We start from the raw sequence: 25,153 nt of genomic DNA, 5'->3' as shown, positions 1-25,153 counted from the left end.
AGCGCCCGTGTCCCCGGACACGGGCGCTGTTCCGTCCCCCCACCCGCCTCCGCCGCTCCTCCGACCGGGATACCCGATCGGCTCCCGCGCCGGGGGAAGCTATGCTCGGGGGTGACTCGTGGAGGGCCGTTAGCTCAATTGGCAGAGCAGTGGACTTTTAATCCATTGGTTGTCGGTTCGAGTCCGACACGGCCTACCGAGCGCGGGGGCGGGCGCAAGCCCGTGACCTGTGAGGAAGCGCCCCACCCGGCATCAGCCGGGTGGGGCGCTTCGGCGTTTGGGGGGCTCGTGCGTGGGCGATGCGTGAGCGGGGGCGCCGAACGAGCTGTTGGCCCGGCTGCGCCGACGGAGACGTAACGGCTAGTTGGCGAGGTCGAACTGACGGAGCCAGTCCGGGTCTCCCTCGCCGACCGTGGCGACCAGCCCGCCGCACAAAAGCAGCATGTACAGGACGAAGGTGATCGGGTTGTCCCCGTAGTGCTCCATCCCCTCGTTGAGGGTGATGTTCGGGGCGTCCGGGTGGCCTATGAATCCCGCTGCCTGGATGAGGTCGTCATGCGCGATCCCGAGGGTGTCGGAGACCCATTCGACGGCTTCACGTGCCTGTTTCTCGGTGATCTGCTCCCGGGCGGCAACAAGCCAGAACATGAGCGTCGTGAAGACCATGGTCGGGTCCGACGCGTGCTCACCCTCGATGAAGGAGCCACCCGGCCCCTTGGACGGATTCGCCATCCAGGAAGCGATGTCGGCTCGTAGACGCTTCGCCGTACGAACTCGCGAGATCTCGGACAGGTCGGGCGCGGTGGCGCGAGTCTTTCGCATCGCGCGGGCGCTTCGGCGGCGTTGGCTGTTTCGTCCCACGGGCAGAGCTTCGCACCCGTACAGAGTTCCGGCCGGGGAAACAGCCAAGCCGCCGGAATCTGCCCCTTGGGGGACAAGCGAGTGATAGGGCGCAGGACGTCCGGCTGGATCGACCGGGCGCCTGTCGCTGTGGGCGGCGCGCCATCAGCTCGCCTGAGGGGCGCCCCCGCTCTTGCGGGGGATGAGCCGCGCGGCGGCCTCAGCCGCAGCCTGGTCCACCTCTGGGAGCAGGCTCGTGGACGTGTCCGACGTCAGCGTGATCGTGGAGTGCCGCAGCGTCTCCTTGACCGAGTGGCGGTCCCCGCCCTCGCCGTGGGTGAGCGTCGCGGCGACGTGGCGCAAGGTGATCGGCGGCAGACCCGTGGTGGCGAGCACGCGGCGGAAGGCCCGTCCTGACCGCCGTACTGGACCAGGCCGAACGCGCGGGTCACGATGCGGGTGCTCTGCTCCGGCAGGCCGCTGCCCAGCGGGAACTCGGCACTGCGGACTCCCTGTCCGAGGTGCTGGTCTGGCGGCTGCACGGGCTCGACATCCGTCCGGTGAAGAGCCTGGATCGGAGCGTACGGGCGAAGGGCCTCCTCTCGCCGGTACGGCCGGCCATCGCGCCCGCCGCTTCGGCGGTACGACCGCGCGGACGCTGACCCCGTCCGTCAGGCGTCCGCCGGGCGGGCTCCGTGCTCGGCGGCCAGTGCGGTGAGGCGGGAGGCCATGGCGGTGTCGAGGGCGGTGATGGCGTTCCCGGCGTCGTGGGTGTTGAGGGCGAAGCCGATCGTCCCGTAGAGGATGGTGATCTCGGCGTGGTGATTGGCCTCGTCCTCGGCTGTCGCGGAGGCGGCGTAGAAGGCGGGGACGGCGCGGCGGTCGGCCTTGAAGGTCGCGGTGAGCTTCCCGTCCCGAATGCTCCAGCCAGGGAGGTCGGCCAGGGCTCGGTCGAGTTCGGCGGAGGTCAGCGGGGTAGCGGCCATGGGTTGCTCCTTCGTTTAACGGTTTTACGCGGTGAGTGGTCCAAGGGCCTTGACCAGGCGGTCACCGATGGGGTCGCCCCGCCAGCGGCTCATGCTCTCGCGGAGGGTTTCCAGTTCCTTGCGATGGCGGGCGGAGCGCGTCTGGGCGGCGATCTCGGCGGATTCGGCGGCCAGGGTCACGGCGTGCTCGGGTTCGCCGGTGGCGGCGTACGCGGCTGCCTGGCGGGCGAGGTAGACGCCGGTGTCGCGGCGGGCGGCCGGGGGCATGTCTGCGTTGATCCGGTCCCAGATACGCCGGGCCTCGGCCTGGAGCCCCATCCGGCCGTAGCAGGTGGCCCGCTGCACCTCGAAGAAGTACGAGTTTCGGTGTGCCGCGCCCCAGGGGATGGAGGGGTCCACCGTCACGACCGTCCGGGACGCCTCGTCCAGGGTCCGGTCGACCGCGGCCCGCTCTCCGAGCAGGGAGTGGCCGTGGGCCTGCTGGTTCAGGATGTTGACCCGGATGCGGTCCGAGAGCCGGTGCCCTTCGCCCAGCCCTCCCCGGCACAGGTCGACGGCGGCACGGCCGTCGGCGAGATCGATCCGGAGGCGGGCCATGTTGGAGACGGCGTACGCGGTCAGATCGGCGTTCCCGGTCATTTGGGCGTCCGACTGGGCGATGCCGTGCCAGTACGCGGTGGAGTCCCAGAGCCCGGCGTCCTGGTGGAGCCAGGCGGCGAGGACGGCGTAGGTGACCCCGACCTGGAGCAGTTCCTCGCGTACGGGGCCGTTGGCGGCCCGGGAGAGATTGCTGATCAGCCGGTACTGCTCGGCGACGGTCCCGATGAGATCGCGGGGGCCGAGCATCATGTCGGCTGCGTAGTGGCCGTCGAGCTGTTGGTAGAAGTAGCCGACCAGGGCCGGGTCGATGTCCCGGGGCCTGAGGTCGGCAGGGCTCACGATGCTGAGCGCGGCCACCGAACCGGCGGCCAGGAAGCTGCGGCGTTCCATGGAAGATCCCTCCTCCGCAGGGCGCAGACGGACGGGGTGGCCGGGCGGGGGAGCGAAGCCTAGATGCTCGGGGCTCAGGCCGAAGGCCGCACGCAGGGCGGCGGCGGTGTCGGGCCGGGGCCAGCCGGGCCGGTCCGACTCCCAGCGCCGGTAGGTGCGCACGCTGACGGTGAAGTACGGATCTCCGAGCGCGAGCCGGCCCGCCGTGCTGATCTCCTCGGCCGCTTTCTCCTGGGAGAGCCACCCACGGTCGAGCCGTGCCGCCCGCAGCCTGTCGTTGGTCCTCACGGTGTCCCCTTGCGATCGACCTCTCCAACGTAACGCCCAACTGATCAGCTCATACCCGACGTTACGGAAGAACGGTCCATCTGTTCGAAGTGGCCGGTCAATGGCCGCTCTGTGGCCGTCGGGCTTCCTGGCCGCCCGGTGGGGTCCGGCGGTTCCCTGGAACGGTCAGCCACTCGCCACCCCAGGGAAGAGGTGAAGCCGGTGTCCCGACCCCCCTGCACAGACGCCGCACACGAAAGCCCTCGGGTGTCTGGGCCCCGTGCCCGTGACAGCGAGTCCGGTGACCGAGCACCGCTCCCCGAGGCCGCGCAGACGTTTCGCGGCAGCCACGGTGACCCCACCCGCTGGACAGCCGAGGAGTGGACGGTGTTCCTCTCCCTGGGCGGCGCGCGATGACCGGCAGGCACGCCGCCGGGCGCCCCTCGCGCCCTGGTCTCGCGGCTTTGCTGCTCGGGGTCATCGGTGTCGTACCGCCCTTCCTCGTGCTCATGACACGGGCGATCGACGCGGCTTTGCCCGTGAAACCTCTGCCGGTCGTCGCCGCCGATACCGAGGCGGTTTCCGAACCGTCCGCCACCTCCTGAGACTGCCCCGGGCAGGGACCGAACGATCCCCCACTCCCTGCCCGGGGCCGCACGCTCCCGGTCCACCCGGCCCGGGACCACCCGAACACTCTCTCCACCACGAAAGGGGAACCCTGATGTCCCTGCTCCTGGAACGCGTCCCGTCCCTCTCCCACGAGATCGCCGGCGAGCCCGCCGGACCGGCTGAGACTCGTCCGTTCGGCCTGGACAGCCTGACCGATCCGACACCGGTCCACGGACACCGTCCGGCGCTGACCGTGGACCCGGTCAGCCAGCTCTCCCTGGTCGACGGCCTCCCGGCCGACGCCCACCCCACCATGAGCAAGACGTCCTGCAACACCGAGTCGGACGGCAAGGACGCCATCGCCGTCGACACGGACCAGAACGACGACGAGTACGAAGACTGATGACGTTCCGCGCCAGTCAGGGCACGCGCGGCGGGCTCCCGCCGCGCGTGCTCGTCGTCACCCACGCCCTGGACCCCACCGCGGACTTCGTCCTGCGCGAGCTGAACGAGCGACGGGTCCCGTTCTGGCGGACCGACCTCGCCGACTTCCCCACCCGCACCACTCTCCGTACGGAGCTGGGGGCGGACAGCCGCTGGGCCGGCTCCCTCCACGACTCCGTCCAGGGCATCGACTTATCGGAGCTGCGGGCGGTGTGGTGGCGCAAGCCCACCGCCCACGAGCTGCCGGATTCGATGAGCGGCCCGGAGCGTCGGTTCGCCGTCGGGCAGGCCAAGCGGGCGATCACCGTCCTCGGCTCGCTACCCGGGGTGCTGTGGGTGAACCGGCCGCAGGCGAACGTCGACTGCACCAAGCCGGTACACCTGGCCGCCGCCGTGGCCAGCGGGCTCCAGGTGCCCGAGACGCTGATCACCAACGACCCGGCCGCCGTACCGCCCTTCGCCCGACGCTGCGGTGGGCGGATCGTGACCAAGGTGCTCGGCGGCATCGTCCACACCGAGGGCGGCACCCGGGGCCAGCTCTACACCCGCCGCGTCCCCGAGGAGCAGTGGCGCGACCCCCGGATCGCGTTGACCGCGCACCTCTTTCAGCGGGAGATCACGGACCGCGCGTACGAGGTCCGCGTCGCGGTCGTCGCCGGGCGGCTCTTCGCCGCAGCGATCCACGCCCCGGCCGGGCACACCGGACCGGACTGGCGTCAGGACTCCGACGCCTTCACCCACACCGCCATCGACCTGCCCGCCTCGATCGAGGACGCGGTACGCGAGATGATGCGCCGCCTCGGCCTGGTCTTCGCCGCCCTCGACTTCATCGTGGACGACCGGGGCGTGCACTACCTGGTCGATGTCAACGCGGGAGGCCAGTGGGCCTGGATCGAACCCACCCGCGAACCGATCACCTACGCCATCGCCGATCTCCTCCAGAAAGGCCCCACCCGCCGATGACCAGCGCTTTCACGGATCAGGCCGCCGCCGAGGCCCGCCGCGTCCTCGCCCAGGCCCTCACTGACGCGGGCGACCTCACCGACCCGGACTGGCGCCGCGCTTTCGAAGACGTCCCCCGCCACGTCTTCGTCCCGTACTTCTACGCACCCTCCGGGGAGCGCGTCTCCGGTGACGAACGCTGGTTCACCGCTGTCCACGAGGACCGCAGCCTGGTCACCCACCGAACGGACGGGGCGGCGATCTCGTCCAGCTCGCAGCCGTCCCTCATGGCCACCATGCTCGAAGCCCTTGGGGTGGCGGACGGGATGAACGTCCTGGAGATCGGCGCCGGCACCGGCTACAACGCCGCCCTGCTCGCCCACCGCCTCGGCGACGACCGCGTCACCACTGTCGACATCGCCGAGGACATCACCGGGCCCGCCCGCGAGCGCCTGGCCGCTGCCGGATACCGACCGACCGTGATCACGGGCGATGGCTCCCTCGGTGCCCCTGACCGCGCCCCCTATGACCGGATCATCGTCACCTGCGGCCTGTCCACGGTCCCCCCGGCCCTGCTTCAGCAGCTCACCGCCGACGGCTTCCTTCTCGCACCGCTCGGCAACGCCCTCGCTCGTATCCACCCGACGGGACCGGGCACCGCCACTGGCCGCTTCCTCCCCCACGGCGCCTTCTTCATGCCCCTGCGCCACACCCCGACCGACGGCATCCCGACCCGCCGCCCGCCTTTGCCCACCGGCCCCGGCCGCCCCTCCACCCTCCCCGCCGAAGCCATCGCCGACAACCACTTCCGCTTCCTCGTCGGCATCGCCCTCCCTGGCCTCACCTGGCAGTACGACCTGGGCGAGAACGGCGGGATCACGGGAGCCCGCGTCTGGCACTTCGACGGGTCCATCGCCGAGGCTCACCCCGACACCACGGTGACCGAGGCGGGCCCCCGCCCCCTCTGGACCACCCTCGAAGACGCCCACCGCACTTACCGGATCGCGGGCCGTCCCACCCCCGACCGCTACGGCATCACCATCACCTCCGAAAGCCAGCGAGTCTGGCTCGACAACCCCGATGGGTCGAGCTGGGTCTTGGGCGGATGAACTGGGGCCGTGCGACCCCAGCAGACATGGCCTGCTGGGGTCGGGTTGTCAGGAGATGGCAGCGATGGCCAGGCTGATGATGATGTGCAACCACCCTGGGTTGGACCACCAAGGCTCCCGCACCTTCAGTGCAATGACGACCATGTTCCCCTCCTGTTGAAACTCGGGGCTGGCCAACCTGGCCACCCCTATTGCTGGGGTAAACCGAGGCGTCGGTCAGGAGTCACTGGGATGGCAGCAACAGTCCCCTCGGGTGTGACAGGGCAGCATGAGAGGGTCGGACTGGCGAGCGGGAACCGATGGAACGTGTGCATCCGTTGTTGGGGTACAGCACGAAGGCAGTCGCCATGCCGACGTCACTCGTTGCGCCACGAGTTGATGGAATGCCCCCACGCCTGGGCCGGGAGCTCTCACGGGCGGCCCCTCCAGCAAGTGCCGATAAAGAGACCATCTCCGAGTGCCGGGGCCATGTGAAAAAGGCACCTCCAGTACGGCGGAGGGGCCGACATCCCCGCGTGCGCGGGGACCACTCTGAGGCTTGGCCTATCCAGCCGAGCGGACTGGGACCATCCCCGCGTGTGCGGGGAAATACGGGACCACGGTGGCAGAGAAAGGTCCCAACAGTGCAGTGTTGTAGTACCCAACGAGCGGACTTCTGCGTGGTGCCGCGCCAAGGACAAGTCGGCGGTGTGCGTGAGCGGACGTGCCGGTAGAAGGAGTTCGGATCTGGATCTGGCGACACGGAACGCCTGGCCGAGCGGGTTCCTGCGGTCGGCGGGTACCAGAGGTGACACCCCAGCACAAGATCGCCAGGTCTTTTAATCCATTGGTTGTCGGTTCGAGTCCGACACGGCCTACGCGAAAACCCCAGGTCAGACATTGTCTGGCCTGGGGTTCTCTGTGTTTCTGGGGGCCTGGGGGTCGTTTGGTGGCCCGCTGCTGGCCCGAAAGGTAAACGATCGCGAGTTGGGGTCCGGTCTCTCTGCCGGGTTGGGCGACCTGTCATCCCGCCGGATCCAGTACGTCATCTGAAGTCGGGTCAGTTGGGCGGAGGGCGAAACAGCGAGCCCCGGCCGCACGCTGGGGAAGGCGCGTGGCCGGGGCCCTTTGTGCCGTTCCTGGGGTGGGCGGACCGGGGAGTCGTCAGTCGGCCCAGGCCGGCTCCGGGGGCTGGCCTGGGCAGTGTTTGGCGGATCACGCGGTCCCTCTCGCCGTTTCGAACGCGTCCGACCCGAACGGTGCTCCCTCGTACGAGTAGGGGAAGTCGATTCCCCACGTGGCGTAGTACAGGGCCCGACGGCGCTGCTGCTGGAGGGAGCGGAGCCGCAAGGCGGCTTCTGCTCGCTGCCGGAAGATCGCTTGAGCCTCATCCTTGGTCGGCCCGGTCCAGGGGCGGGACCACGGGCTGGCGGTGACGGGGTCGATCGGCGCGGTGGGACGTGCGCCAAGGTACCGAGCGGAGTGCCGCCCCTCGGGCCGGTGAGCTGGCAGAAGAACATCCAGGATCCATGCGAGGGCACGGGAGATAGGGTCGAGCATGTCGTCAGCTCCCATTAGCTGATCGGCGGAGCCCCGAGCGGATCGATTAGGCCCGGTCCCTCGGGGCGTTGTCGTCTCCGACGGTAGATTAACCTGTAGATACCTGTCTATAGCTAGCTGTAGCTATGAGTATCTATGTAGTGATGGATGTGGGTGTGTACGGTCCGGTCTGTGATGGAGTACGACCCGACCCGCCCCAAGTGGCAGCAGATCGCCGAGGTGCTGCGACAGCGGATCATCAGCGGCGAGTACCAGCCGCGACACCGCCTGTCCGAAGTGCAGTTGGAGGCTGAATTCGCCGTTGCCCGGGTGACGGTCCGCAAGGCGACGGCAGCGCTACGAGAACAAGGGCTGATCACCACCGTGGCCGGCATGGGGTCGTTCATCGCCGAACGGGACGAGGACAACGACCAAGGCAACGCGTAGCCAGATGTGAAGGACCCCGTCCCCCTCTGGACGGTTTCCGCCGTCACTGAGGGTCGGGCGGTCCGCTCTCGGTGGCAGCCCGGGAGTCCGTGGAACCGGGGCAGCCGAGTGCGGAAGTCGGTGAACTACTTCTTCTTCCTGGCCGCTTGCTGCTGTTGCTTGCTGGCCTCGCGCTCCGCCGCGCGGCGCTCCGCCCTGTTCCCCTGCGGGTCCGGCAGAATGCCCGGCCTCGCCCGGGGCGAGTGCATCGAGTCGCCCGCTGGTGCCGGTTTACGCGCCACGGGATCTCCTGACCTGTTCTCGGGTGGGAAGACCCGTCCGGCTGCCGACCGTCCCCGCCGATGTGGGGTGACAGCCGGACGGGGGTTGTACCCGCCACGGTCCAAGGAGGCGTGGTCTCGGCCGTGACGGGAGATGGGGGTTACGGGACCCGCTTTCTCCTGCCGCGCAGGGGAACGGACCACGTTTCGAGCCTGGTCTTCAGCCAGCGGTCAGATACGCCGTACGTTCCGGCGAGGGTGCCGAGGGATTCGCCGGCGAGATAGCGGGCGATGACGGTCACCCGCTCGGTGTCCGTCCTGGTTCGGGCCGCGCGTACCTCGGCATCCGTGCGGCGAACCCGCCCGTCCTGCCGTTTCCGCTCCGGTGGCCCGGGGTCCGCGTCCGCCTGTGCGCGCACCGCCGCCGGGTGGGCGCGTACCTCGTGCAGGTCCCGGAGCGCCCGAGCGGTCTCCACGGCGGCGGGATCAGACCCTCGTGCGGTACGGATCAGGTACTCCCCGATCCGCCGGCACGCGGAACACGTATCCGTCCCGGACAGCCCGGACCGTGGGCCCGGACGTTCAGCAACCGCTGGCACCGGATCCCTCATCCTCCGGGGCGGCGTTCCAACCGATGCGCACGCCGACGGAACGCAGCATGTTGATCGCTTGGGCGGCCTCGGACGAGACGATCAGCGGGTCGGCTCCGGCGGCGATCCGCCGTACGGTCTCCACTTGCCACCCCGTCGGCAGGCGTCCGATTCGGTCCGCGACCACAGCGGTGTCGTACGTACGGGAACCGGACCGGCGCGGAGGCGGGTCCTGATCGCGTTCGGCTTTCGCGCCGGCGAGGGCGAGAGCAGCGGCAAGGGTTGGGCGGGCCAAAGGGGCGGCAGGACGCGGGGCGCCCGTGAGCAGCACCGGGGGAGGCTCGACGGGGGCTACCTGGTCGAGGACGGATGCTCTCCACTCGGCCCGCAGGCGGCGGAACGCGCCCCAGAGATACACCGCGATCTCCCCCTGGTGCACCCGTTCGGGGTCCGCTTCGGGCCATCGAGCGGCCCCGTGGGGATCGCACTTGGCCGCGAAGTGGGCGACATCGGCGCGGAAGCGAGCGACGAGCGGTTCGTATCCGGCCCTCTCTACTGCCTGCGTCCACGCATGGCGGAGACGGAGGCTGTCAGCAAGGCACCAGTGCGCGGCTGCCCGCTCGCACTCCGGGAGCCGGTCCCACACTCCGCACGCGGTCAGTGCGTCGCGTACGGCCGTCCCGGTGTGTCCCGCGATGGTGGCCACGTCGGGCCACGGGTAGGTCGTCCATTGGGAGAGCACATCCAGGGAGCTGCGTAGCTCGTCCACCAAGGTGGGCTGAGCGGGTTCGGGCATGACGGATCCAGGGAGGAAGGAGGTACGGGGAAGGGGATTACTGGGTGATCAGCACCGCGAGGCGCCAGCCGACCAGGACGTAGGTGGCGATTGCGGCGGTGCCTATGAACGCGGTTCTCACAGCCGTATCCGGCCCGCTCGGGAGAGTCCCGCCGCATCGGCCGGAATGGTCACGGGCCACACCGAGAGGGTGTACAGCCCGGTGTGATCGGAGACAGCGAGGGAGAACGGCGCGATCCCGAGTTGGGCCATCGCGGCACTCTGCGCGTCGTCATCAGCGCACCACTGGCGTAAAGCACTCGGTACGTCAGCCGATACGGGAGGTAAGGCGCGCGCAGTGCCGGCGAGCCAGGAGGCGTCCGGGGCGGGGTCGAGGCCATCGGCGATGCGGTGCGCCTGGTGGTGCAGCCACCGGAGCGCGAGCCGACGGGTCGAGGCCAGATGGGTACCGAGCCGAACGGACACCGTCCGCCCCGACACGGGCCCCTCGCCGGTCGCCTCAGCCCAGTAGACGACACGCGGGCATGAGACGGCCGTCATCGGCGGTGCGCCCGCCGGGTGGTCTCGTCAGCCCGGGTGAGAGCCCGTAGACGGTCGTACGTGCCGGCGGGTTCGGTCTCGTCGGGCGCTGCGGTCCATTCCGCTCCCCCGCCCGGGGGACGGAGTATCCAGCCGCCTTCTGCGACTCCGTGGAACTCCCCGACCCGGTCCCGCTTGCGGTCGTGCACCAGGGTGCCGGCTTCGGGCGGGGTCTTCGAGTGGGTTTCCGGTGCGGCGGGAAGTCCCGCCGCCGCGTCGTACAGGGCACGTCGGCGTGCTCGGTCTGTGCTGCTGCGTGGGGTGGTCATCGTGGCGCCTCCGAGGGTGTGGGGCCAGACACGAAGACCGTATGGACCGACGGTTCGGCGGACCACCAGCGCGGCAGTGTCGATCACGCCGCACATAGCCACCGAAGTCACACGGAGCGTGACACCTAACCGACGATCCCCAGGTAAGCGGCCATGTCCCGCATGTCCCTCGTCAACGTCCGCTTACGGGAACGCAGGATGTCCCCCATGACCCGACGGGCCATCGGCTGATGCCTGATCCACTCAGCGCCACTGACCTTGATTCCTGACAGCTCGTCCATCGCGTCCTGGTGGGACCCGAGCACCGTGTAGGCCAAGGACAGGTCCAACCGGTGCCGATGCCAGTCGGCGCCTTCCGCCGGAAAGCCCAGCTTCCGCATCGACCGTGCTTCCAGGACTCCTCGCGTGGACCGTGCGACGACCTGCCGTGCATCGCTCACGCTCTGGCCCTTGACCAAGACATCCTCAATCGACTTGATGGACACCTTGACGGGCCCGAATCCACCCCATGTCGACGGGAAGTGCCGATCTTCTCTGCTCATGCCGGCGGCGGCACGCGCGGCCATGCGGCGTGCCTGTTTGGCGTCTTCGGGCCGATTGTCGCGAACGGCCGATGCGGCGGCCCGCATCCACAGCTCCCCCCACAGACCAACCCGTGCACTATCCGCGTCGGCCATGCGCGGCTCCATCGCCTCCGCTGTGGTCACAGCGAGCTGATAGCACTCCGCGAACCGGTCCTGCCTCAGCAACAACCATCCAAGCCCGACGACGCCTACAGCGGCCGTGTGCCGGTCCTCTACGTCCCGTGCAAGCCGAATCCCCTCCGAGAGCGCTTGGTAGGCAAGGTCGTACTGACGTACCTGAGTGAGGTACTTCCCCGACACCAGCAGGGCGAGGGCCCGCGTGACCGTGGCCCGCCGGCGCTCCTTGCCGCTTGCCGCTGAAACAGCGGCCTCGGTCTGTCGCAACAGGATGGGGAGTTGGGTGGCCACGGATTCGAACTGGTCAGCACGGTAGAGGGTGTGAACATCCAGGATGCGCTGCCGCAGGTCGACACTGGTATCCGAAAGCGGTGCGCGGTCCGCAATGACTCCGTCCAGCCCCACAGGAGGCATCAGCGCCATGCGGATCGGCACCAGACTCCTTCTGGTGGTCTCGTCCTCAACCACCGGCGCCGGTGAGCCCGCAACGAACAGCTGCGAGGTCGGGACCCCAAGCCCTCGGGCGATGGCATGGAGCGTCTCTGTCCGTACCGTTCCGCCTTGTTCGACCTTTTGAACGGTACGTGCGGCCAGGTCAGAGGCAGCTGCGAGGTCTTCCTGCGACAGTCCCGCAGCACGTCGGTACCGTCGAACGTTCTTGGCCAGTTCTGACACTGCCCCACCTCCGGCTCGTCCACGGTACGCCGGGGAGGGCGCCCACCGTTCTTGTACCCAGAACGAGCAGGACCGCATAGGGGAAATGCCACCCTGCGCGGTGTAGCGGGGATGCTGGTACGCGGAGAATTTCGGTGCGTCCGCCGGACAGGTACAGCCTCCCGCCGGACGCCGTTCGCCGAGCTATTGCGTGCCTGGGACGACCGGGTTGGACAGGGTGCCGATGCCGGTGACGGAGACCTCCACGGTGTCCCCGGGGAGGAAAGGGCCCACTCCGGCGGGGGTGCCGGTGAGGATGATGTCCCCGGGGTCCAGGGTGACGGCGGCGCTGATGTACGCGATGAGGTCGGCGACCGGGGTGAGGAACTGGCTCGTCCGGGCGTGCTGGCGGAGTACGCCGTTGACGTGGCACCGGATCTCCAGGTCCGCCGGGTCGAGTCCAGTGGTGATCCAGGGGCCGAGGGGGCAGAAGGTGTCGAACGCCTTGGCCCAGGACGGCTGGCCGTCCGCCTTCTGGATGTCCCGGGCGGTCACGTCGTTGCCGCAGGTGTAGCCGAACACGTGGGAGAGCGCGGCAGAGGCCGGCACGCCCCGGGTGGTGCGGCCGATGACGACGGCCAGCTCCGCTTCGTACTCGACCTGCCGGGACTGGGCCGGGTAGCGGATCGGCTCGCCGGGCCCGATCACGGCGGACGGCGGCTTGAAGAAGAGCCGGGGCACAGCTGGTGCGCCCATGCCCATCTCGGCGATGTGGTCGGCGTAGTTCCGGCCCATGGCCACGATCTTCCCGGGTTGGACGGGGGAGAGAAGCCGTACGTCGTCCAGGGGCACCGTGCGCCCGGCCTGCCGGACTCCGTCCCGTGCCGGGTCCCCGTCCAGGACTTCCACCGTGGTGTTGCCCTCGGTGCCGTTCACCCGGCCGTGCCGGATCGCACCGTGCAACTCGAAGCGAACGAACCGCTGTCCCTCCATGCGTGCCGATCGTAGGCAGTGCGTGGAGTCGGGGGAAGATCCGCCGTGTTGACGGTGGGGTGTTGGTCCCCGTGCACGGGGCGCCCGGCCGATGCGACGAGCCCCGGCCGCGCGCGGGGGCGGGTGCGGCCGGGGCCCTGTTTCCCGGCCCTGGGACAGGTGGGCCGGGGAGCCGTCCGTCGGGGGCCCGGGGTGCGGAGGCGTGGTCGCACGCTCCGGGCCGGTGCCCGACGGACGGCGTTCGGGGGTCAGAGCAGTTCGGCCATGCCGACGCCGAACAGACCGAGGGCGGACAGGTAGGTCACGGTCATCAGGCACGACAGCCATGTCTGCGGGCTGGGCCTCATGGGGCGTCACCGCCGTTGGCCGGCGCTGTGGCCGTCCGGAGGGCTTCGGTGATCCGCTCCACTGCCCCGGCGGGCAGGCAGCCGATCTCCACCTGGGCGCCGCCGAAACGGGAGACCTTCGGCCCGATGCCGCGCCACACCTCCTCGGGGATCTCCACGCCGGCGAGCCAGCGGCCGGCCGGTGTGCGGTGCGTCGTGATGGTCATGTCGTTCCCTGCGGGCGGCGCTTCTGCCGGTGGGCTGTGCCTCCGGTGGCGGGCCGGTTCAGTCAATGCCCCCTCGCCCCGCCGCGCGAGGAAAAGAATCAGTCGGACCAGGTGGTGGCGTTGCGGAAATTCCCGCCTTGTCGCTCACCGACAGATCACGCGTCGCTACGTTGAGTTCGTGGAGACCAACGCGACTTTCGTCGGTGCCTTGCGGGAGAAGGGCTTCACCCAGGGGGAGGCGGCCGAAGCGCTGAACGCTGTTCTGCGTTCCCAGGGGCATGGGGGCACGGTCAGCGACCGGACGGTCCGGCACTGGAGTGCGGGGAAGACCCGATGGCCGCATCTTCGGCAACGCGAGGCGCTGGAGACGGTGTTCGGATGTACCGTCGAAGAGCTGGGCTTCACGCCGCCAGCCCGGAGACGTCCCGACGCACCCATGGAGTCACCCGTGAGGCGCAGAATCTTCCTCTCCGCCGCCACCGGCACAACGACGGCCGCAATGATTCCCTTCGCCGGCGCGAGCCATGCCGTGGGCACGTCGGATGTCCTGCGTCTGCGCAGCGGGATCGATGAGCTGATCTCTCTGGACAACAACAGAGGGGGGCACGAGCAACTGGAGCGGGCCGCGCTGGCCGGTGCCGAGGAGGCACTGCGGCTACAGCAGCTCTCCGCCTCCCAGCGGGTCCGGCGCCGGTTGTTCGGCGTGGCGAGCGAGTACACCGTCTGGGCCGCGTGGAGTGCCGTCGACGCCCAGCAGGCCGGCCGCGCCGTTCCGCTGCTCCACCACGCTCTCTACCTTGCCGGGATGGCGCAGGACCCCGTAGCGAAGATGAAGGTCTGGAACAACCTCGCCATGGCAGCCCGCCAGCGCGGCGACTACCGGGAAGCCTTTGACGCCGGGCAGGCGGCCCTGTCCGTTGTCAGCACCAGGCAGTACCCCTTGCTGGCTTCTCTGGCGCATGCGCGTATCGCCGTCGGCCACGGATATCTGGGGGAACGTCAGGCCGCGCTGCGCTCGTTCGGCCATGCCCAGGAGGCTCTGGAGAAGGTGGATCCGGAACAGCCCCAGCCGGGCTGGATCGCCTTCTACGGCCCCGGCGACCTGGCAGCGCTCACCGCGGTCGTTCATGAACACGCAGGAGAACACGCCGAGGCCGAGGCCGCCTCCCACCGGGCCTTCAGCGCCACTCCGCCGGAGTACCGCCGGAACCGGGCCATGGACATGGCCCGGATCGCGCTGGCACAGCTTCGTCAGCACGATGTCGAACAGGCTTGCGCCACGGCCACCGCCTCCGTCGGTCTGATGAACGGCGATCCGCTCCCCGGGCGGATGCGCGCCATTCTCGGCGACTTCCAGCAGGAACTGATCGCTCTCGCTCCGACCACACCGGTCGCCCGGGACTGGCGGGACCGCCACCGAGCGGGAAGGGGCCGAGCGTGAGTGCAGCCCACCCTTCGGGTCAGGGAGGCCCCATGGCTGAGGCACTGTCCAAGGAGCAGATCGAGGAGCGGATCCGGAGTCTCGACGGCTGGTCGACGGACGGCCGGAAGATCGAGCGCACGTACGCGGTCTCGCACATCCCCGGGGCGGCGTTCATCATGCACATCGCGGCGATTCAGGACGACCTCGGGCACCACTCGGACGCGACCCTCGGCTATCGGGCCGTGCACATCGCGATCAGCTCCAGCGACCTGGGTGGGTATGTGGCCGAGCACGACATCGAACTGGCCCGTCGCATCGAAGCCGCAGCCGGGGCCCACGGGGCGGAGTAGCGCCCCACGGCCGGTGACCGTCTCCTGCGCCGTCACAGCCGTCGCCCAAGAGTGGAGCATCGCCACCGAACCGAAGGGGACCGAACGTGAGCGCCACCGCCAACCTGACCGTCCGGCGCTACGCGCACACCGACCTTCCGCAGATCCGCCAGGCCCTGATCGACGTGCACGCCGACGTCTACGCGGATGCGATGGACGACGCGTTCAACCAGCGCTTTCCCTGGTTTGTCGATCACTGGGGCAGCGACCGCACCTTCGACTGCGTGATCGCGTACGACGGTGACGAGCCGGTCGGCTTCGCCTACGGGGCCCCTTCCGCGCCCTACCGCGAGTGGTGGCGGGAGCATCTGGGCACCGTCCCGGTGGCGCACCGGACGTTCGCGTACTCGGAGCTGGCGGTCCGCACGGCCTGGCGGAGGACCGGGACGGCCGCCCTGGTGACCCGGGCGCTCCTGGACGGGCGGAAGGAGGACCTCGTGGTCCTGCTGGTCGACATCACCCACCCCCGTGTCCAGGCCCTGTACGAGTCCTGGGGCTTCCGCAAGGTCGGTGAACGCAGGCCCCCCGTCCCCGGAGCGCCCCTGTGCGCGGTGATGCTGGCCGGTCTGCCGCTGGGCGGGCCGGCCTGACGACACCCGGCCACCATCGGGTTCCGGACATTCCGGAAAGCGCGGAGGGGGCTCTTCCAGGGTGACCGGACGGATACGGCGCCGGCACGTGTCCCGGTGGGCCGGGGTGGCGGGGCAGTGGCATCCGGGAGGCCCTTAAGGGGGATCCCCGGGATTGAGAACGGCCTGATCCCGACCGGGGCGCGCGGGTGCGGGCAACGGGGCGGCGCCGTGGTGGGTCCTGTCTGCCGATCGCGTCCGTCCCGGGCGTGGCGGCAGACAGGAGAGTTCATGTCCGTGCAGGCCCTCGGGTCCGTCCGTGCCCCGTATCACCTCTACTCCGTACCCGCCCTCGCGGCGGCCGTCGCCGTCGGGCTGCTCGCCGGGCCCGCCCGGGCCGATCCGGGGCCCCGGCCCGGTGCCGGGGTGCAGCAGGTCATGGAGGACCAGGTACGGGCCGGGGTGCCCGGGATGCTCGCGTCGGTGCGGGACGGGGGTGGGGAGGGGCGGGTCTGGCGGGGGAGCGCCGGGGTCGCCGATGTGCGGACCGGGGAGAGGCGGACGCACCAGGACCGCTTCCGGATCGGGTCGGTCACCAAGACCTTCGTCGCCACCGTCGTGCTCCAACTGGAGGCCGAGGGACGGCTCGACCTCGACGACAGCGTGGAGAGCCTGCTGCCGGGGCTGGTCACGGGTAACGGCCACGACGGCTCGCAGGTGACGATCCGCCAGTTGCTCAACCACACCAGTGGCATCAGCGACTACGCCTCGAACCGGGAGTTCTTCGACCGCTACATCGGCAGGGACTTCCTGCGGAACCGCTTCCACCGGCACACCCCCGAGAGCCTGGTGCGCTGGGCCATGCGCAGCGCCCCCGACTTCGCTCCCGGCACGGGCTGGAACTACTCCAACACCGAGTACATCCTCGCCGGGATGATCATCGAGAAGGTCACCGGCACCTCCTACGAACACCAGGTCGAGCGGCGGATCCTGCGGCCGCTGGGGCTGCGGGCCACCTCGCTGCCCCGGCACGCGACCGCGCTGCCCGAGCCGTCGGGGCGGCACTACACGAAGGTCCCGTTCGGCGACCCCGCCGGGCGGGTGCACGAGGTCGACCGGCTGAACGCCTCCTCCGGCTGGGCCGCCGGGGACATGATCTCCACCACCGGCGATCTGCACCGGTTCATCCGCGCCCTGATGTCCGGGCGGCTGCTGCCCCCCGCCCAGCAGAAGGCGTTGACCACGACCGTGGCGAGCGCCGAGGGCGGCGCCCGCTACGGGCTCGGCCTCGGCCGGCAGGAGCTGTCGTGCGGGGCCGTCGTCTGGGGGCACGCGGGCGGAATCCACGGGTCCCGCTCCGGGATGTACCTGGACGAGCGGAACGGGCGCTCCTTTGTCGTGAACGCCAACGCGGAGTGGGCCACCGGGTCCCGCGAGGCGGCGGAAGCGGCCTTCTGCCCGGCGGGAGGTCCGACCGGAGGTGGACCGGGAAGTCCGACCGGAAGCCCGTCCGAAGGGCCGTCCGCAGGCCCGCCCGGATAGCCCGGCCGTTCCCCTCAGCCGGCCGCCGGGCGGGCCCCGTGCCCCGTCGCGAGAGCGGTGAGCCTGGCGGCCATGGCGGTGTCGAGCGCGGTGATCGCGTCCCCGGCGTCGTGCGTGCTCAGGGCGAAGCCGACCGTTCCGTAGAGGATCCGGACCTCGGCGTGGTGGTTCGCCTCGTCCTCGGCGGCGGCGACGGCCGCGTACAGGGCGGGGACGTTCGCCCGTTCGGCCTTGAAGGTCGCGGTGAGTCTGCCGTCCTCGACCGTCCAGCCGGGGAGGCCGGTCAGGGCGTGGTCGAGTTCGGCGGCGGTCAGCGGGGTGGCGGCCATGCGCGGATGCTCCTTCGGCGGCGGGTGGGAACGATCCGGATCGTAGGCGGGCGGCCCGGTCCCCGTACGGGTGGCGCGCACAGGCCCCTCGGCCCATGGCCGGATCATGGTTGGCCGGATAGTACGTGGTGCGTAGTACGCGTCGCGTAGCAACCTGGCCCCATGGCCACCCAGGACGCCCAGACGCTCGTACTCTGCACCCTCATCGACGGCCCGCTGCACGGATACGGGATCAACGCCGCCATCGAGCGGCTGTCGGGCAACCGTCTCGGCCCCGGCAGTCTCTACGGCGCACTCTCGCGGCTGGAGGGCAAGGGACTGGTCGAGTCGCTGCCGGGGGAGGGCCGGGCGCGGCCCGTGCGGATCACCGAGCGGGGGCGGGCCGTCCTGGAGCGGGAGGCGCGGTCCATGGCGCGCGTGACCGAGCGGGTCTTCGAGTCCGTCCGGCCCGACGAGGTCCGCTATCTCGACCGGGTCGCCGCCTCCGACGCCGGCCGCGCCTACAAGGGGCTGATGCTCGATGCCCTGGCGATCCGCCCCGGTCACACGGTGCTCGACCTCGGCTGCGGACCGGGCACGGACCTCGGCGCCATGGCCGGTGCCGCGAACGGGAACGGGAGCGGGAGCGGGCGGGTGATCGGCGTCGACATCGACGAGGAGATGGCCGCGCGGGCCCGGGAGCGCACCGCCGGACTGCCCGGCGTCGAGATCGCCGTCGCCGACATGCACACCCTGCCGTACGAGGACGGCAGCGCCGACCGGGCCCGTACCGACCGGGCGCTCCAGCATGCCGCCGATCCGGCCGCAGTCCTGGCCGAGGTCCGGCGGGTGCTGCGGCCGGGTGGCCGGATCGTGATGGGTGAGCCCGACTGGGACTCGCTCGCCCTCGACCACCCCGACCGGGCGGTCTCCCGCGCGTACACCCGTTACATCGCCGACGAAGCGATCCGGAACGGAACCCTCGGCAGGGAACTCGCCCGGCTCGCCGCCGGTGCCGGTTTCACCGTGCCGACCGTGCTCCCGGTGGTGTCGGTGTTCCGTGACGTCCAGGCGGCCGATGCCGTCCTCGGGCTGAAGCGGAACACCGAGCGGGCGGTGGCCGCCGGGTATCTCACCGCCGGTGCCGGCCGGGATCTGCTCGACCACCTGGCCACCGGGCCGTTCCTCGCCACCGTGACCCTGTACGTGGTGGTGGCGGAGGTTCCCGCTGGCTGAATCCCTACACGCCGGTGGCCCGGCACGCCCCTGAGGAGCGTGCGCGGGCCACCGGTCCGCAGCGTCGGTCCTATGGCGCCGTCTCCCACACCACCTCGGTCGTCGTGCACCCGGCGGCGATCGAGAAGAGCCGGTCCTGCTCGTTCTCGTCCACGGTCAGCCCCCAGCGGAGCTTGGTCGCGGTCCACTCCGCCGCGTACCGGCAGAGCGCGCCCTGGGCCGGAGGCAGCCATTGCGCCGGGTCCTGGTCGGCCTTGGCCCGGTTCGAGCGCGCGGTGACCGCGATCAGCGAGGTGGACTGGCCCTGGTCGTTCGCGTACGCCTCCCGCCGCGCCGGCGTCCAGCCGTACGCGCCGGAGTCCCACGCCTCCGCCAGCGGAACCATGTGGTCGATGTCCAGCGCACCGGCCGGTGTCACCCGTACTTCGTCGTAGTACGACCACCAGGCGCCGCCCGTCAGCGCGCACCGCGCCCCCACGGTCGGCGGTTCCACGGCCTCCGCGATCAGCACCTCGTTACGGGTGTTGCAGCCATCGGCCGGATCGAGCCCGGCGTTCCAGTGGCGGAAGAGGTCGCGGTTGTAACCGGTCCGGTTCTCGGTGCCGACCGCCAGCCCGCCGACGGCGACCCCGAGCCGCGCGGTCTGCGCCCGCAGCCGGGGTGCGGCGGGAGCGGTGGGAGCGCCGGGGAGCGCGGCCGGGGCCGCCTCGGAGACGGCGGCCGGGGGTACGGGCGGTGGCGCCGCGTCGGCGGCGGTGGCGAGGGAGAGCGGAAGGACAAGACAGACGGCGGCCAGAACGGCACGCTTCACATGGGTGATCACGTCACCCGAAATACGGGCAGACCGCCCCGAAGTAGGCCAGCGAAACGAACGGTTGCGCCAGACGGGTGCGGGAGTTCACCCGTTTCGCCCCCTGCGGGGTGCTCCGGACGGCGTACGAGTGGACCGGCGGCCGCCACGCTGACGGACGGATGTACGGACCGGCCTACCGGCGGACGAATCCGGTCGGCACTCCGGTGGTCGCCCCGGCCTCGTGCGGGTCAATCCCCGTACCGGGCCCGTGACTCCAGCCTCTTTCGGCCGTTTGTCCCGGCATGACCAAGACACAGCGCGCCTTCGCGGCCGTGGCCTTCGCGGCCGGGGCCTCCGTCTTCTCCATCGCCGGGGCCTTCGCCTCCCCCGTACCCGTCCCCGCGGCCCCCGCCGCGCCCGCCCCGCAGGGCTCCGCCGTCGAGCAGCTGCTGACCGGTGTCAACGAGCTGAGCCAGCTCCACCAGCTGACCACCGTCACGGATGTGCCCGGCCAGGTCGCCGCGCCCGCCACCGACCAGCTCGCCGTCCTGACCGACCCCGTCGCCGGACTCGCGGGCGCGGTCCAGCCGTAGGACGTTCCGCTGAGCGGGGACGCGCCCGTCCGGCCCCCGGGTCCGTACACGCCCCCCGCTTCCGCTTCCGCTCTTCTTCCGCTCTTCTTGTGACGCGTCTTCGCGCGCTGCCATGAACCGTCCGACCCCCGCTCCCGGGGCCGTGCCCGGCGGGATCCTGCCTCCCAGGGGTCCCGTCACGGGCCGCCGCCCGACCCGCGCGGCGGCCCGGAGACGAACCGCCGGGGAAAGTGGTGTGGATCTTGCTCCGCATGGCGTAGAGTTGGGTTTACCGACGCGGGGTGGAGCAGCTCGGTAGCTCGCTGGGCTCATAACCCAGAGGTCGCAGGTTCAAATCCTGTCCCCGCTACTGAAGACCTCGGCCCGGCACTTCCTCGTGAAGTGCCGGGCCGAGGTCGTTTACGCGTTCCCCCTCGCCGCAGGCCCGCGCCGGTGCCCCCGCTCGCCCACTTGGACGGCGGCGGCTCGCCTCCGCCGCCGATTGCGGCAAGCCTGAGGGGAGCGCGACACCGTGTCCGCGGCGGTCGGCGGACCCGGTCAGGAGATCCCCTTGGCGCAGCCAGAGCAGCAGAGCGGATACGGCGGCCGCCGTTTCGTCCGGATGCTGCCCGCGCTGATGCTCGTGGCCGGCGTGGTCTTCGACCTCGTCACCCCGCCCCGGTTCACCGCCGCCCCCATGTTCACCGCGGCCCCGCTGATCGCCGCGCCCTTCTTCTCCTTCCGGGCCACCCTGGTGACCGGCATCGCGGCCGTCCTCGGCGTGCTCGCCATCCACTTCCACAAGGGGACGGCGGACGAGTCCCCCGCCTACACCGAACTCCTCACCGTGATCACGGTCTCCATCCTCGCCCTGGTGATCAACCGGGTGATCACCCGCGGCAGCGAGCGGCTGGCCTCCGCGCGCGTGATCGCCGAGACGGCACAGCGCGCCGTGCTGCCCACCCCGGCGGAACGGATCGGCGGGCTGCGGATCGCCGCCCGGTACGAGGCCGCGCTCGCGGACGCCTTCATCGGCGGCGACCTCTTCGCCGTCCAGGACACCCCGCACGGGGTCCGGCTGGTCGTCGGCGACGTACGGGGCAAGGGGCTGGGCGCGGTGGAGGCGGTCGCCGTCGCCATCGGGGCCTTCCGGGAGGCTGCGGAGCAGGAGGCCACCCTGGAAGGGGTCACCGAACGGCTGGAGCGGGCGCTGCTCCGGGAGGCCCGGCGCCGGGACACCCTGGACGCCGTCGAAGCGTTCACCACCGCCGTCCTCGCGGAGATCCCGCACGGCTCGGGCACCGTCCGGCTGGTGAACCGGGGACACCCCGAACCGCTGCTGCTCCATCCGGACGGCGCGCTGGACGTCCTCGAACCCGCGGAGGCGGCGCTGCCGCTGGGCATGGTCGAACTGGGGGCCTGGCCGGACCGGGTCGGCGAGCATCCGCTGCCGCCGGGGGCGACGCTGCTCTTCTACACCGACGGACTCTCCGAGGCGCGGGACGCGAAGGGGCACTTCTACGAACCCGCCGTCCGCCTGGCCGGGCGGGTCTTCCCCGGGCCCGGTGAACTCCTCGACGAACTGCTGGACGACGTACGCCGGCACACCGGCGGCGGGTCGACGGACGACATGGCGCTGCTCGCGGTGGCCCGCCCCCCGGCGGAGCCCTCCGCCGGGCACCGGACCCGGCACGAGCGCTCCGTTCTGCGGCCCCTGACGTCAAGGCGGCATAAAGGGTCGCACGCTCCGTAGCCGGAGCAGTGCCATCCGATAACAATTGACGCACCGTCAGATAGGGCTCTCCGCCCGACGGTGGCTCAAGTCGCCCGACTCCGCCCGCTTATGTGGCGTTAAGTCCATGGCAAAGAGATTAAAGATCGTCCTGAACAACTTGGAATAAGGACCGCCCGTCTATTAACGTTCGATAACGCAGCGCGGTCGTCCCAGCCGTCGTCAGGGCGGCACCGTGCGCACGCGCCGAATCCCGCAAGGGAACCGGGGAACCACCTCTTGGGGTGAATCGGGCTCCATCCACCGTGCTCTTCGCGGTGGCGGGTGCCCGTAGGAGACCTTCCTGCTCCGAACCCGTCAGCTAACCCGGTAGGCGAGAAGGAAGGAAAGGAGTGCGCCTCAGTGGCGTCCAACACCCCTGCCCCGGAAGCTCCGTTCAAGTCCGGGGTCTTCAGTGACGAAGGGGCCGCTCCGACCCCCGGCGTGTGGAACCCCACCGCCGAAACGATTCGCCCTGTCCGTGGACGCCACCGCAACAAGGTGATGAAGCAGCGCGGCGGTCTCGCCCGCAGCTCCACCGTCCTCGGTGTCGGTGTGATCGCGGCGGTCGGCGCCGGCGGTATCGCCACCGCGCAGGACAAGCCTGCGGTCTCCATCTCCCTTCCCGACGCCTCTTCTCTACCCGGTGTCGGCTCTTTCATGTCCGAGGACGGCGACAACGCCTCCGGTGCGGGCGACGAGAGTGCCTCCTACGCCGCGATGGGACTGGTGGCCCAGGAGGCCGGGTCCGAGCAGGCCACCGCCGCCGAGGCCCTGCGCTCCCGGATCCTGGACCAGGCCGAGGAGCAGAAGGCGAGCGCCGAGGCCGCCGCCCGCGCCGCCGCCGAGCGCGATGCCGCCGAGAAGGCCGCCGCCGAGGCCGAGAAGGCCGAGAAGGAAGCCCAGGCGAAGGCCAAGGCGGAGAAGGAAGCCAAGGAGAAGGCCGAGAAGGAGGCCAAGGCCAAGGCGGAAGCCGAAGCCAAGGCCAAGGCCGAGGAGGAGCGCCTCAAGCGCCTCGCCGGCAGCTTCTCGATGCCGCTCTCCTCGTACACCCTCACCTCCACCTACGGGCAGTCCGGCCCCATGTGGTCCTCCGGCCAGCACACCGGTCTGGACTTCGCGGCCCCGGCCGGTACGCCGCTCAAGGCCGTCGGCACCGGCACCGTCAAGTCGGCCGGCTGGTCCGGCTCGTACGGCTACCAGGTCATTCTCCAGCTGTCGGACGGCACGGAGATCATGTACGCGCACATGCACTCGATGACCGTGAGCGCCGGGCAGCAGGTCTCCACCGGCGACATGGTCGGCCGCGTCGGCGACACCGGCAACACCAGCGGCGCCCACCTGCACATGGAGGTCAAGACCTCCGGCGGCTCCGCCATGGACCCGATGTCCTGGCTGCGCTCCAAGGGCCTGCCCATCTGATCAGCGGTTTTTCGTCCGCCTGCGGCTTCGCGCCGCAGTGGGGCGACCCACCCTCCGGACCCCGGCGGCCCTGGCGCAAACCCCCCGATGCCAGGGCCGCCGGCCCGTTCCCGGCCCGTTCGTCTCAGACGCGGTACGGGTTGTACACCTCGTAGTCCCGGTGCGGCGGCGGCACCCGGACCCGGCCCGTCGCCCGTGCCGCGTACGTCAGCGCCGGCACGGCCACCGCCTTCCGCTGCCACATGTGGTGCAGCAGCTCCTGCTCGCGGGCGACGAAGTCCTCTCCCGCCGACCCCCGCTCCGCCCGGTGCCGCAGAAACGCCAGCGACGTCGCGAACCGCTGGTACTCGCAGACCGCGTGCGCCGCCGCCGGGCCCTGCGCATGCCGGGCGACCGCCCGCGCCACCGTGCGCGCCTTCATGGACGACAGGGCCTGCGGCTCCGCCGGGGCGAGCCAGCCGGCGACCGCGTACTTGGGCAGCTCCGCCGCTATCGTGCGCAGCTCGCTCTGCCGGGACCAGATCGCCAGCCAGGTCAGCAGCCCGAACGCGGGCACCATGAACGCCGCGTACACCGCGTAGAAACCGAGCGGCCCGAAGTAGGAGGCCGAGCCGTTCCACAGGGCGTGGACGCCCATCGCGAGCACGACACCGAGCAGCGGCAGCAGCACCCGGCGGGCCTTCTTCGTCCGGGGGCTCATGGCCGCCATGCCGAAGCCGATGCCGGCGAGCACAGTGAACAGCGGATGCGCGAACGGGGACATCACGACCCGGACGAAGAACGTCGCCGCCGTCAGCGTCGGCAGGCCCGTGTAGCCGATCTGCTGGTCCTCGCCGAAGGCACTGCCCAGATAGAGGATGTTCTCGGTGAAGGCGAAGCCGGTGGCGGTGAGACCGGCGACCACCACGCCGTCGACGACGCCGGTGAAGTCCTTGCGGCGGAAGAAGAAGATCAACGCGATGGCCACCGCCTTGGCGCTCTCCTCGACCACGGGGGCGATGACCGTGGCCCCGAGGGAGTGGGCGCCGGTCGGGTCGGCGGTGGCGGTGGCTATCCAGCGGGTCGCGAACGTGTTCGCCAGGATCGCGATGAGCGCCGCCGCGAAGGCACCCCAGGCGAAGGCGAAGATCAGATTCCGCCAGGGGCCCGGCTCCACCCGGTCCAGCCAGCGGAAGGCCGCGACCAGCAGCGGTACGGGGAGAGTCGCCAGGCCCAGGCCGACGAGGAAGCCCTCGGTGCCGGTCTGCTCCCGCACCAGGGCGAGAATCACCAGCGCGCACAGCGCCAGGACCGTGATCAGGACACCGGCCCGGATCGCCTTCGACTGCCACAGCCGCCAGGCCCGCCGGGGCTTGTAACGCCATCGCGAGCGCTCGGGCACCGCGTCGAACAGCGGTTCCTCCCGGCAGGCGGGGACCGCGGGGCCCGGGTGCTCCCCGCTCACCCCCGGCGCGGGCAGGAGGTTCTCCGGGCGGGCCCGCGCGGCGGGCGCGGGAGCCTGTGGACGGGGCTGCGGGTGGTGCGGGGACGGCTCGGACACCAGACGACCCTAACGACGCCCACCGACACCTGGCGACGGGC

General features: G+C 70.8%; 25 protein-coding genes, 2 tRNA genes, 1 pseudogene and 1 riboswitch. Of the genes and pseudogenes, 14 read left to right on the top strand and 14 right to left on the bottom strand.

Annotation, left to right across the window (positions count from 1 at the left end):
* The first annotated feature begins 123 nt into the window (after positions 1-123).
* Positions 124-196, top strand: a tRNA-Lys gene (locus tag SYYSPA8_RS19725).
* Positions 197-360: 164 nt separating this feature from the next.
* Here SYYSPA8_RS19725 and SYYSPA8_RS19720 read toward each other — a convergent pair.
* From SYYSPA8_RS19720 to SYYSPA8_RS19705, 4 genes and pseudogenes are all read right to left on the bottom strand, one after another.
* The gene (locus SYYSPA8_RS19720) at positions 361-822 is read right to left on the bottom strand and encodes a hypothetical protein (RefSeq protein ID WP_323448556.1); all 462 of its coding nucleotides are present in this window, start codon (positions 820-822) and stop codon (positions 361-363) included.
* Between the two features lie 183 nt (positions 823-1,005).
* Positions 1,006-1,245, bottom strand: a pseudogene (locus tag SYYSPA8_RS19715) (site-specific integrase); the annotation flags it as partial.
* 266 nt (positions 1,246-1,511) lie between these two features.
* On the bottom strand, positions 1,512-1,826 hold the full coding sequence (locus SYYSPA8_RS19710) for a 4a-hydroxytetrahydrobiopterin dehydratase (protein ID WP_323448555.1): 315 nt from the start codon (positions 1,824-1,826) through the stop codon (positions 1,512-1,514).
* Positions 1,827-1,850: 24 nt separating this feature from the next.
* The gene (locus SYYSPA8_RS19705; protein WP_323448554.1) at positions 1,851-3,104 is read right to left on the bottom strand and encodes a helix-turn-helix transcriptional regulator; all 1,254 of its coding nucleotides are present in this window, start codon (positions 3,102-3,104) and stop codon (positions 1,851-1,853) included.
* A 700-nt stretch (positions 3,105-3,804) separates the two neighbouring features.
* Between SYYSPA8_RS19705 and tgmA the strand changes: the two genes are divergently transcribed.
* The 4 genes from tgmA (at position 3,805) to SYYSPA8_RS19685 (ending at position 8,152) form a co-directional block, all read left to right on the top strand.
* The gene (gene tgmA / locus SYYSPA8_RS19700) at positions 3,805-4,095 is read left to right on the top strand and encodes a putative ATP-grasp-modified RiPP (protein WP_323448553.1); all 291 of its coding nucleotides are present in this window, start codon (positions 3,805-3,807) and stop codon (positions 4,093-4,095) included.
* A complete protein-coding gene (locus SYYSPA8_RS19695) occupies positions 4,095-5,099 on the top strand; it encodes an MvdC/MvdD family ATP grasp protein (protein WP_323448552.1) in 1,005 nt (334 codons plus the stop codon). Before tgmA ends, SYYSPA8_RS19695 begins: the two co-directional genes overlap by 1 nt.
* Positions 5,096-6,187 carry a methyltransferase domain-containing protein gene (locus SYYSPA8_RS19690; RefSeq protein ID WP_323448551.1) on the top strand — a complete coding sequence of 364 codons (1,092 nt, stop codon included), beginning with the start codon at positions 5,096-5,098 and terminating at the stop codon, positions 6,185-6,187. Before SYYSPA8_RS19695 ends, SYYSPA8_RS19690 begins: the two co-directional genes overlap by 4 nt.
* A gap of 1,713 nt (positions 6,188-7,900) precedes the next feature.
* Complete coding sequence (locus SYYSPA8_RS19685; RefSeq protein ID WP_407706043.1) at positions 7,901-8,152, top strand: GntR family transcriptional regulator; 252 nt, start codon at positions 7,901-7,903, stop codon at positions 8,150-8,152.
* 125 nt (positions 8,153-8,277) lie between these two features.
* On the opposite strand, the gene SYYSPA8_RS19680 is transcribed toward SYYSPA8_RS19685, so the two are convergent.
* The 7 genes from SYYSPA8_RS19680 to SYYSPA8_RS19645 all read right to left on the bottom strand — a co-directional run bounded on the left by SYYSPA8_RS19680 (position 8,278) and on the right by SYYSPA8_RS19645 (position 13,547).
* Positions 8,278-8,433: a hypothetical protein gene (locus SYYSPA8_RS19680; RefSeq protein ID WP_323448549.1), complete on the bottom strand. Its 156-nt coding sequence runs from the start codon at positions 8,431-8,433 to the stop codon at positions 8,278-8,280.
* Between the two features lie 140 nt (positions 8,434-8,573).
* Positions 8,574-8,888, bottom strand: a complete 315-nt coding sequence (locus SYYSPA8_RS19675) for a hypothetical protein (RefSeq protein WP_323448548.1) — start codon at positions 8,886-8,888, stop codon at positions 8,574-8,576.
* A gap of 106 nt (positions 8,889-8,994) precedes the next feature.
* Positions 8,995-9,798: a hypothetical protein gene (locus SYYSPA8_RS19670; RefSeq protein ID WP_323448547.1), complete on the bottom strand. Its 804-nt coding sequence runs from the start codon at positions 9,796-9,798 to the stop codon at positions 8,995-8,997.
* A 117-nt stretch (positions 9,799-9,915) separates the two neighbouring features.
* Positions 9,916-10,050, bottom strand: coding sequence for a hypothetical protein (locus tag SYYSPA8_RS19665; RefSeq protein ID WP_323448546.1), 135 nt, complete (start codon positions 10,048-10,050; stop codon positions 9,916-9,918).
* A 721-nt stretch (positions 10,051-10,771) separates the two neighbouring features.
* Positions 10,772-12,022 carry a helix-turn-helix domain-containing protein gene (locus SYYSPA8_RS19655; protein WP_323448545.1) on the bottom strand — a complete coding sequence of 417 codons (1,251 nt, stop codon included), beginning with the start codon at positions 12,020-12,022 and terminating at the stop codon, positions 10,772-10,774.
* Positions 12,023-12,205: 183 nt separating this feature from the next.
* Positions 12,206-12,994 (bottom strand): fumarylacetoacetate hydrolase family protein, encoded by a 789-nt coding sequence (locus SYYSPA8_RS19650; protein WP_323448544.1) that lies wholly within the window; start codon positions 12,992-12,994, stop codon positions 12,206-12,208.
* A 343-nt stretch (positions 12,995-13,337) separates the two neighbouring features.
* A complete protein-coding gene (locus SYYSPA8_RS19645; protein ID WP_323448543.1) occupies positions 13,338-13,547 on the bottom strand; it encodes a hypothetical protein in 210 nt (69 codons plus the stop codon).
* A 178-nt stretch (positions 13,548-13,725) separates the two neighbouring features.
* Here SYYSPA8_RS19645 and SYYSPA8_RS19640 point away from each other — a divergent pair, with 178 nt between their 5' ends.
* The 4 genes from SYYSPA8_RS19640 (at position 13,726) to SYYSPA8_RS19625 (ending at position 17,470) form a co-directional block, all read left to right on the top strand.
* Entirely contained in the window at positions 13,726-14,988 is a 1,263-nt protein-coding gene (locus SYYSPA8_RS19640) for an XRE family transcriptional regulator (RefSeq protein WP_323448542.1), read from the top strand.
* A 32-nt stretch (positions 14,989-15,020) separates the two neighbouring features.
* Positions 15,021-15,320, top strand: coding sequence for a 4a-hydroxytetrahydrobiopterin dehydratase (locus SYYSPA8_RS19635; RefSeq protein ID WP_323448541.1), 300 nt, complete (start codon positions 15,021-15,023; stop codon positions 15,318-15,320).
* 86 nt (positions 15,321-15,406) lie between these two features.
* The gene (locus SYYSPA8_RS19630) at positions 15,407-15,949 is read left to right on the top strand and encodes a GNAT family N-acetyltransferase (RefSeq protein WP_323448540.1); all 543 of its coding nucleotides are present in this window, start codon (positions 15,407-15,409) and stop codon (positions 15,947-15,949) included.
* Positions 15,950-16,219: 270 nt separating this feature from the next.
* On the top strand, positions 16,220-17,470 hold the full coding sequence (locus SYYSPA8_RS19625) for a serine hydrolase domain-containing protein (RefSeq protein ID WP_323448539.1): 1,251 nt from the start codon (positions 16,220-16,222) through the stop codon (positions 17,468-17,470).
* Between the two features lie 14 nt (positions 17,471-17,484).
* On the opposite strand, the gene SYYSPA8_RS19620 is transcribed toward SYYSPA8_RS19625, so the two are convergent.
* Complete coding sequence (locus SYYSPA8_RS19620; protein ID WP_323448538.1) at positions 17,485-17,799, bottom strand: 4a-hydroxytetrahydrobiopterin dehydratase; 315 nt, start codon at positions 17,797-17,799, stop codon at positions 17,485-17,487.
* Between the two features lie 162 nt (positions 17,800-17,961).
* Between SYYSPA8_RS19620 and SYYSPA8_RS19615 the strand changes: the two genes are divergently transcribed.
* The gene (locus tag SYYSPA8_RS19615; protein ID WP_323448537.1) at positions 17,962-19,014 is read left to right on the top strand and encodes a methyltransferase domain-containing protein; all 1,053 of its coding nucleotides are present in this window, start codon (positions 17,962-17,964) and stop codon (positions 19,012-19,014) included.
* A 70-nt stretch (positions 19,015-19,084) separates the two neighbouring features.
* Here SYYSPA8_RS19615 and SYYSPA8_RS19610 read toward each other — a convergent pair whose 3' ends face one another.
* Positions 19,085-19,837, bottom strand: coding sequence for an HNH endonuclease family protein (locus SYYSPA8_RS19610; protein WP_323448536.1), 753 nt, complete (start codon positions 19,835-19,837; stop codon positions 19,085-19,087).
* Positions 19,838-20,109: 272 nt separating this feature from the next.
* Here SYYSPA8_RS19610 and SYYSPA8_RS19605 point away from each other — a divergent pair, with 272 nt between their 5' ends.
* The 4 genes from SYYSPA8_RS19605 to SYYSPA8_RS19590 all read left to right on the top strand — a co-directional run bounded on the left by SYYSPA8_RS19605 (position 20,110) and on the right by SYYSPA8_RS19590 (position 23,572).
* Entirely contained in the window at positions 20,110-20,400 is a 291-nt protein-coding gene (locus SYYSPA8_RS19605; protein WP_323448535.1) for a hypothetical protein, read from the top strand.
* A gap of 275 nt (positions 20,401-20,675) precedes the next feature.
* Positions 20,676-20,749 (top strand) — tRNA-Met (locus tag SYYSPA8_RS19600).
* Between the two features lie 201 nt (positions 20,750-20,950).
* A complete protein-coding gene (locus SYYSPA8_RS19595) occupies positions 20,951-22,132 on the top strand; it encodes a PP2C family protein-serine/threonine phosphatase (protein ID WP_323448534.1) in 1,182 nt (393 codons plus the stop codon).
* A gap of 213 nt (positions 22,133-22,345) precedes the next feature.
* A riboswitch (cyclic di-AMP (ydaO/yuaA leader) is annotated at positions 22,346-22,502 on the top strand.
* Between the two features lie 11 nt (positions 22,503-22,513).
* The gene (locus tag SYYSPA8_RS19590) at positions 22,514-23,572 is read left to right on the top strand and encodes a M23 family metallopeptidase (protein ID WP_323448533.1); all 1,059 of its coding nucleotides are present in this window, start codon (positions 22,514-22,516) and stop codon (positions 23,570-23,572) included.
* Positions 23,573-23,696: 124 nt separating this feature from the next.
* Here SYYSPA8_RS19590 and SYYSPA8_RS19585 read toward each other — a convergent pair whose 3' ends face one another.
* Entirely contained in the window at positions 23,697-25,112 is a 1,416-nt protein-coding gene (locus tag SYYSPA8_RS19585; RefSeq protein ID WP_407706037.1) for a PrsW family intramembrane metalloprotease, read from the bottom strand.
* Positions 25,113-25,153: the final 41 nt, after the last annotated feature.

Source organism: Streptomyces yaizuensis, assembly GCF_034961445.1.
GTDB classification, from domain to species: Bacteria; Actinomycetota; Actinomycetes; order Streptomycetales; family Streptomycetaceae; genus Streptomyces; species Streptomyces yaizuensis.
The sequence above is the reverse complement of the archived record's forward strand: the minus strand, read 5'-3'. Positions and strand labels throughout refer to the sequence as shown.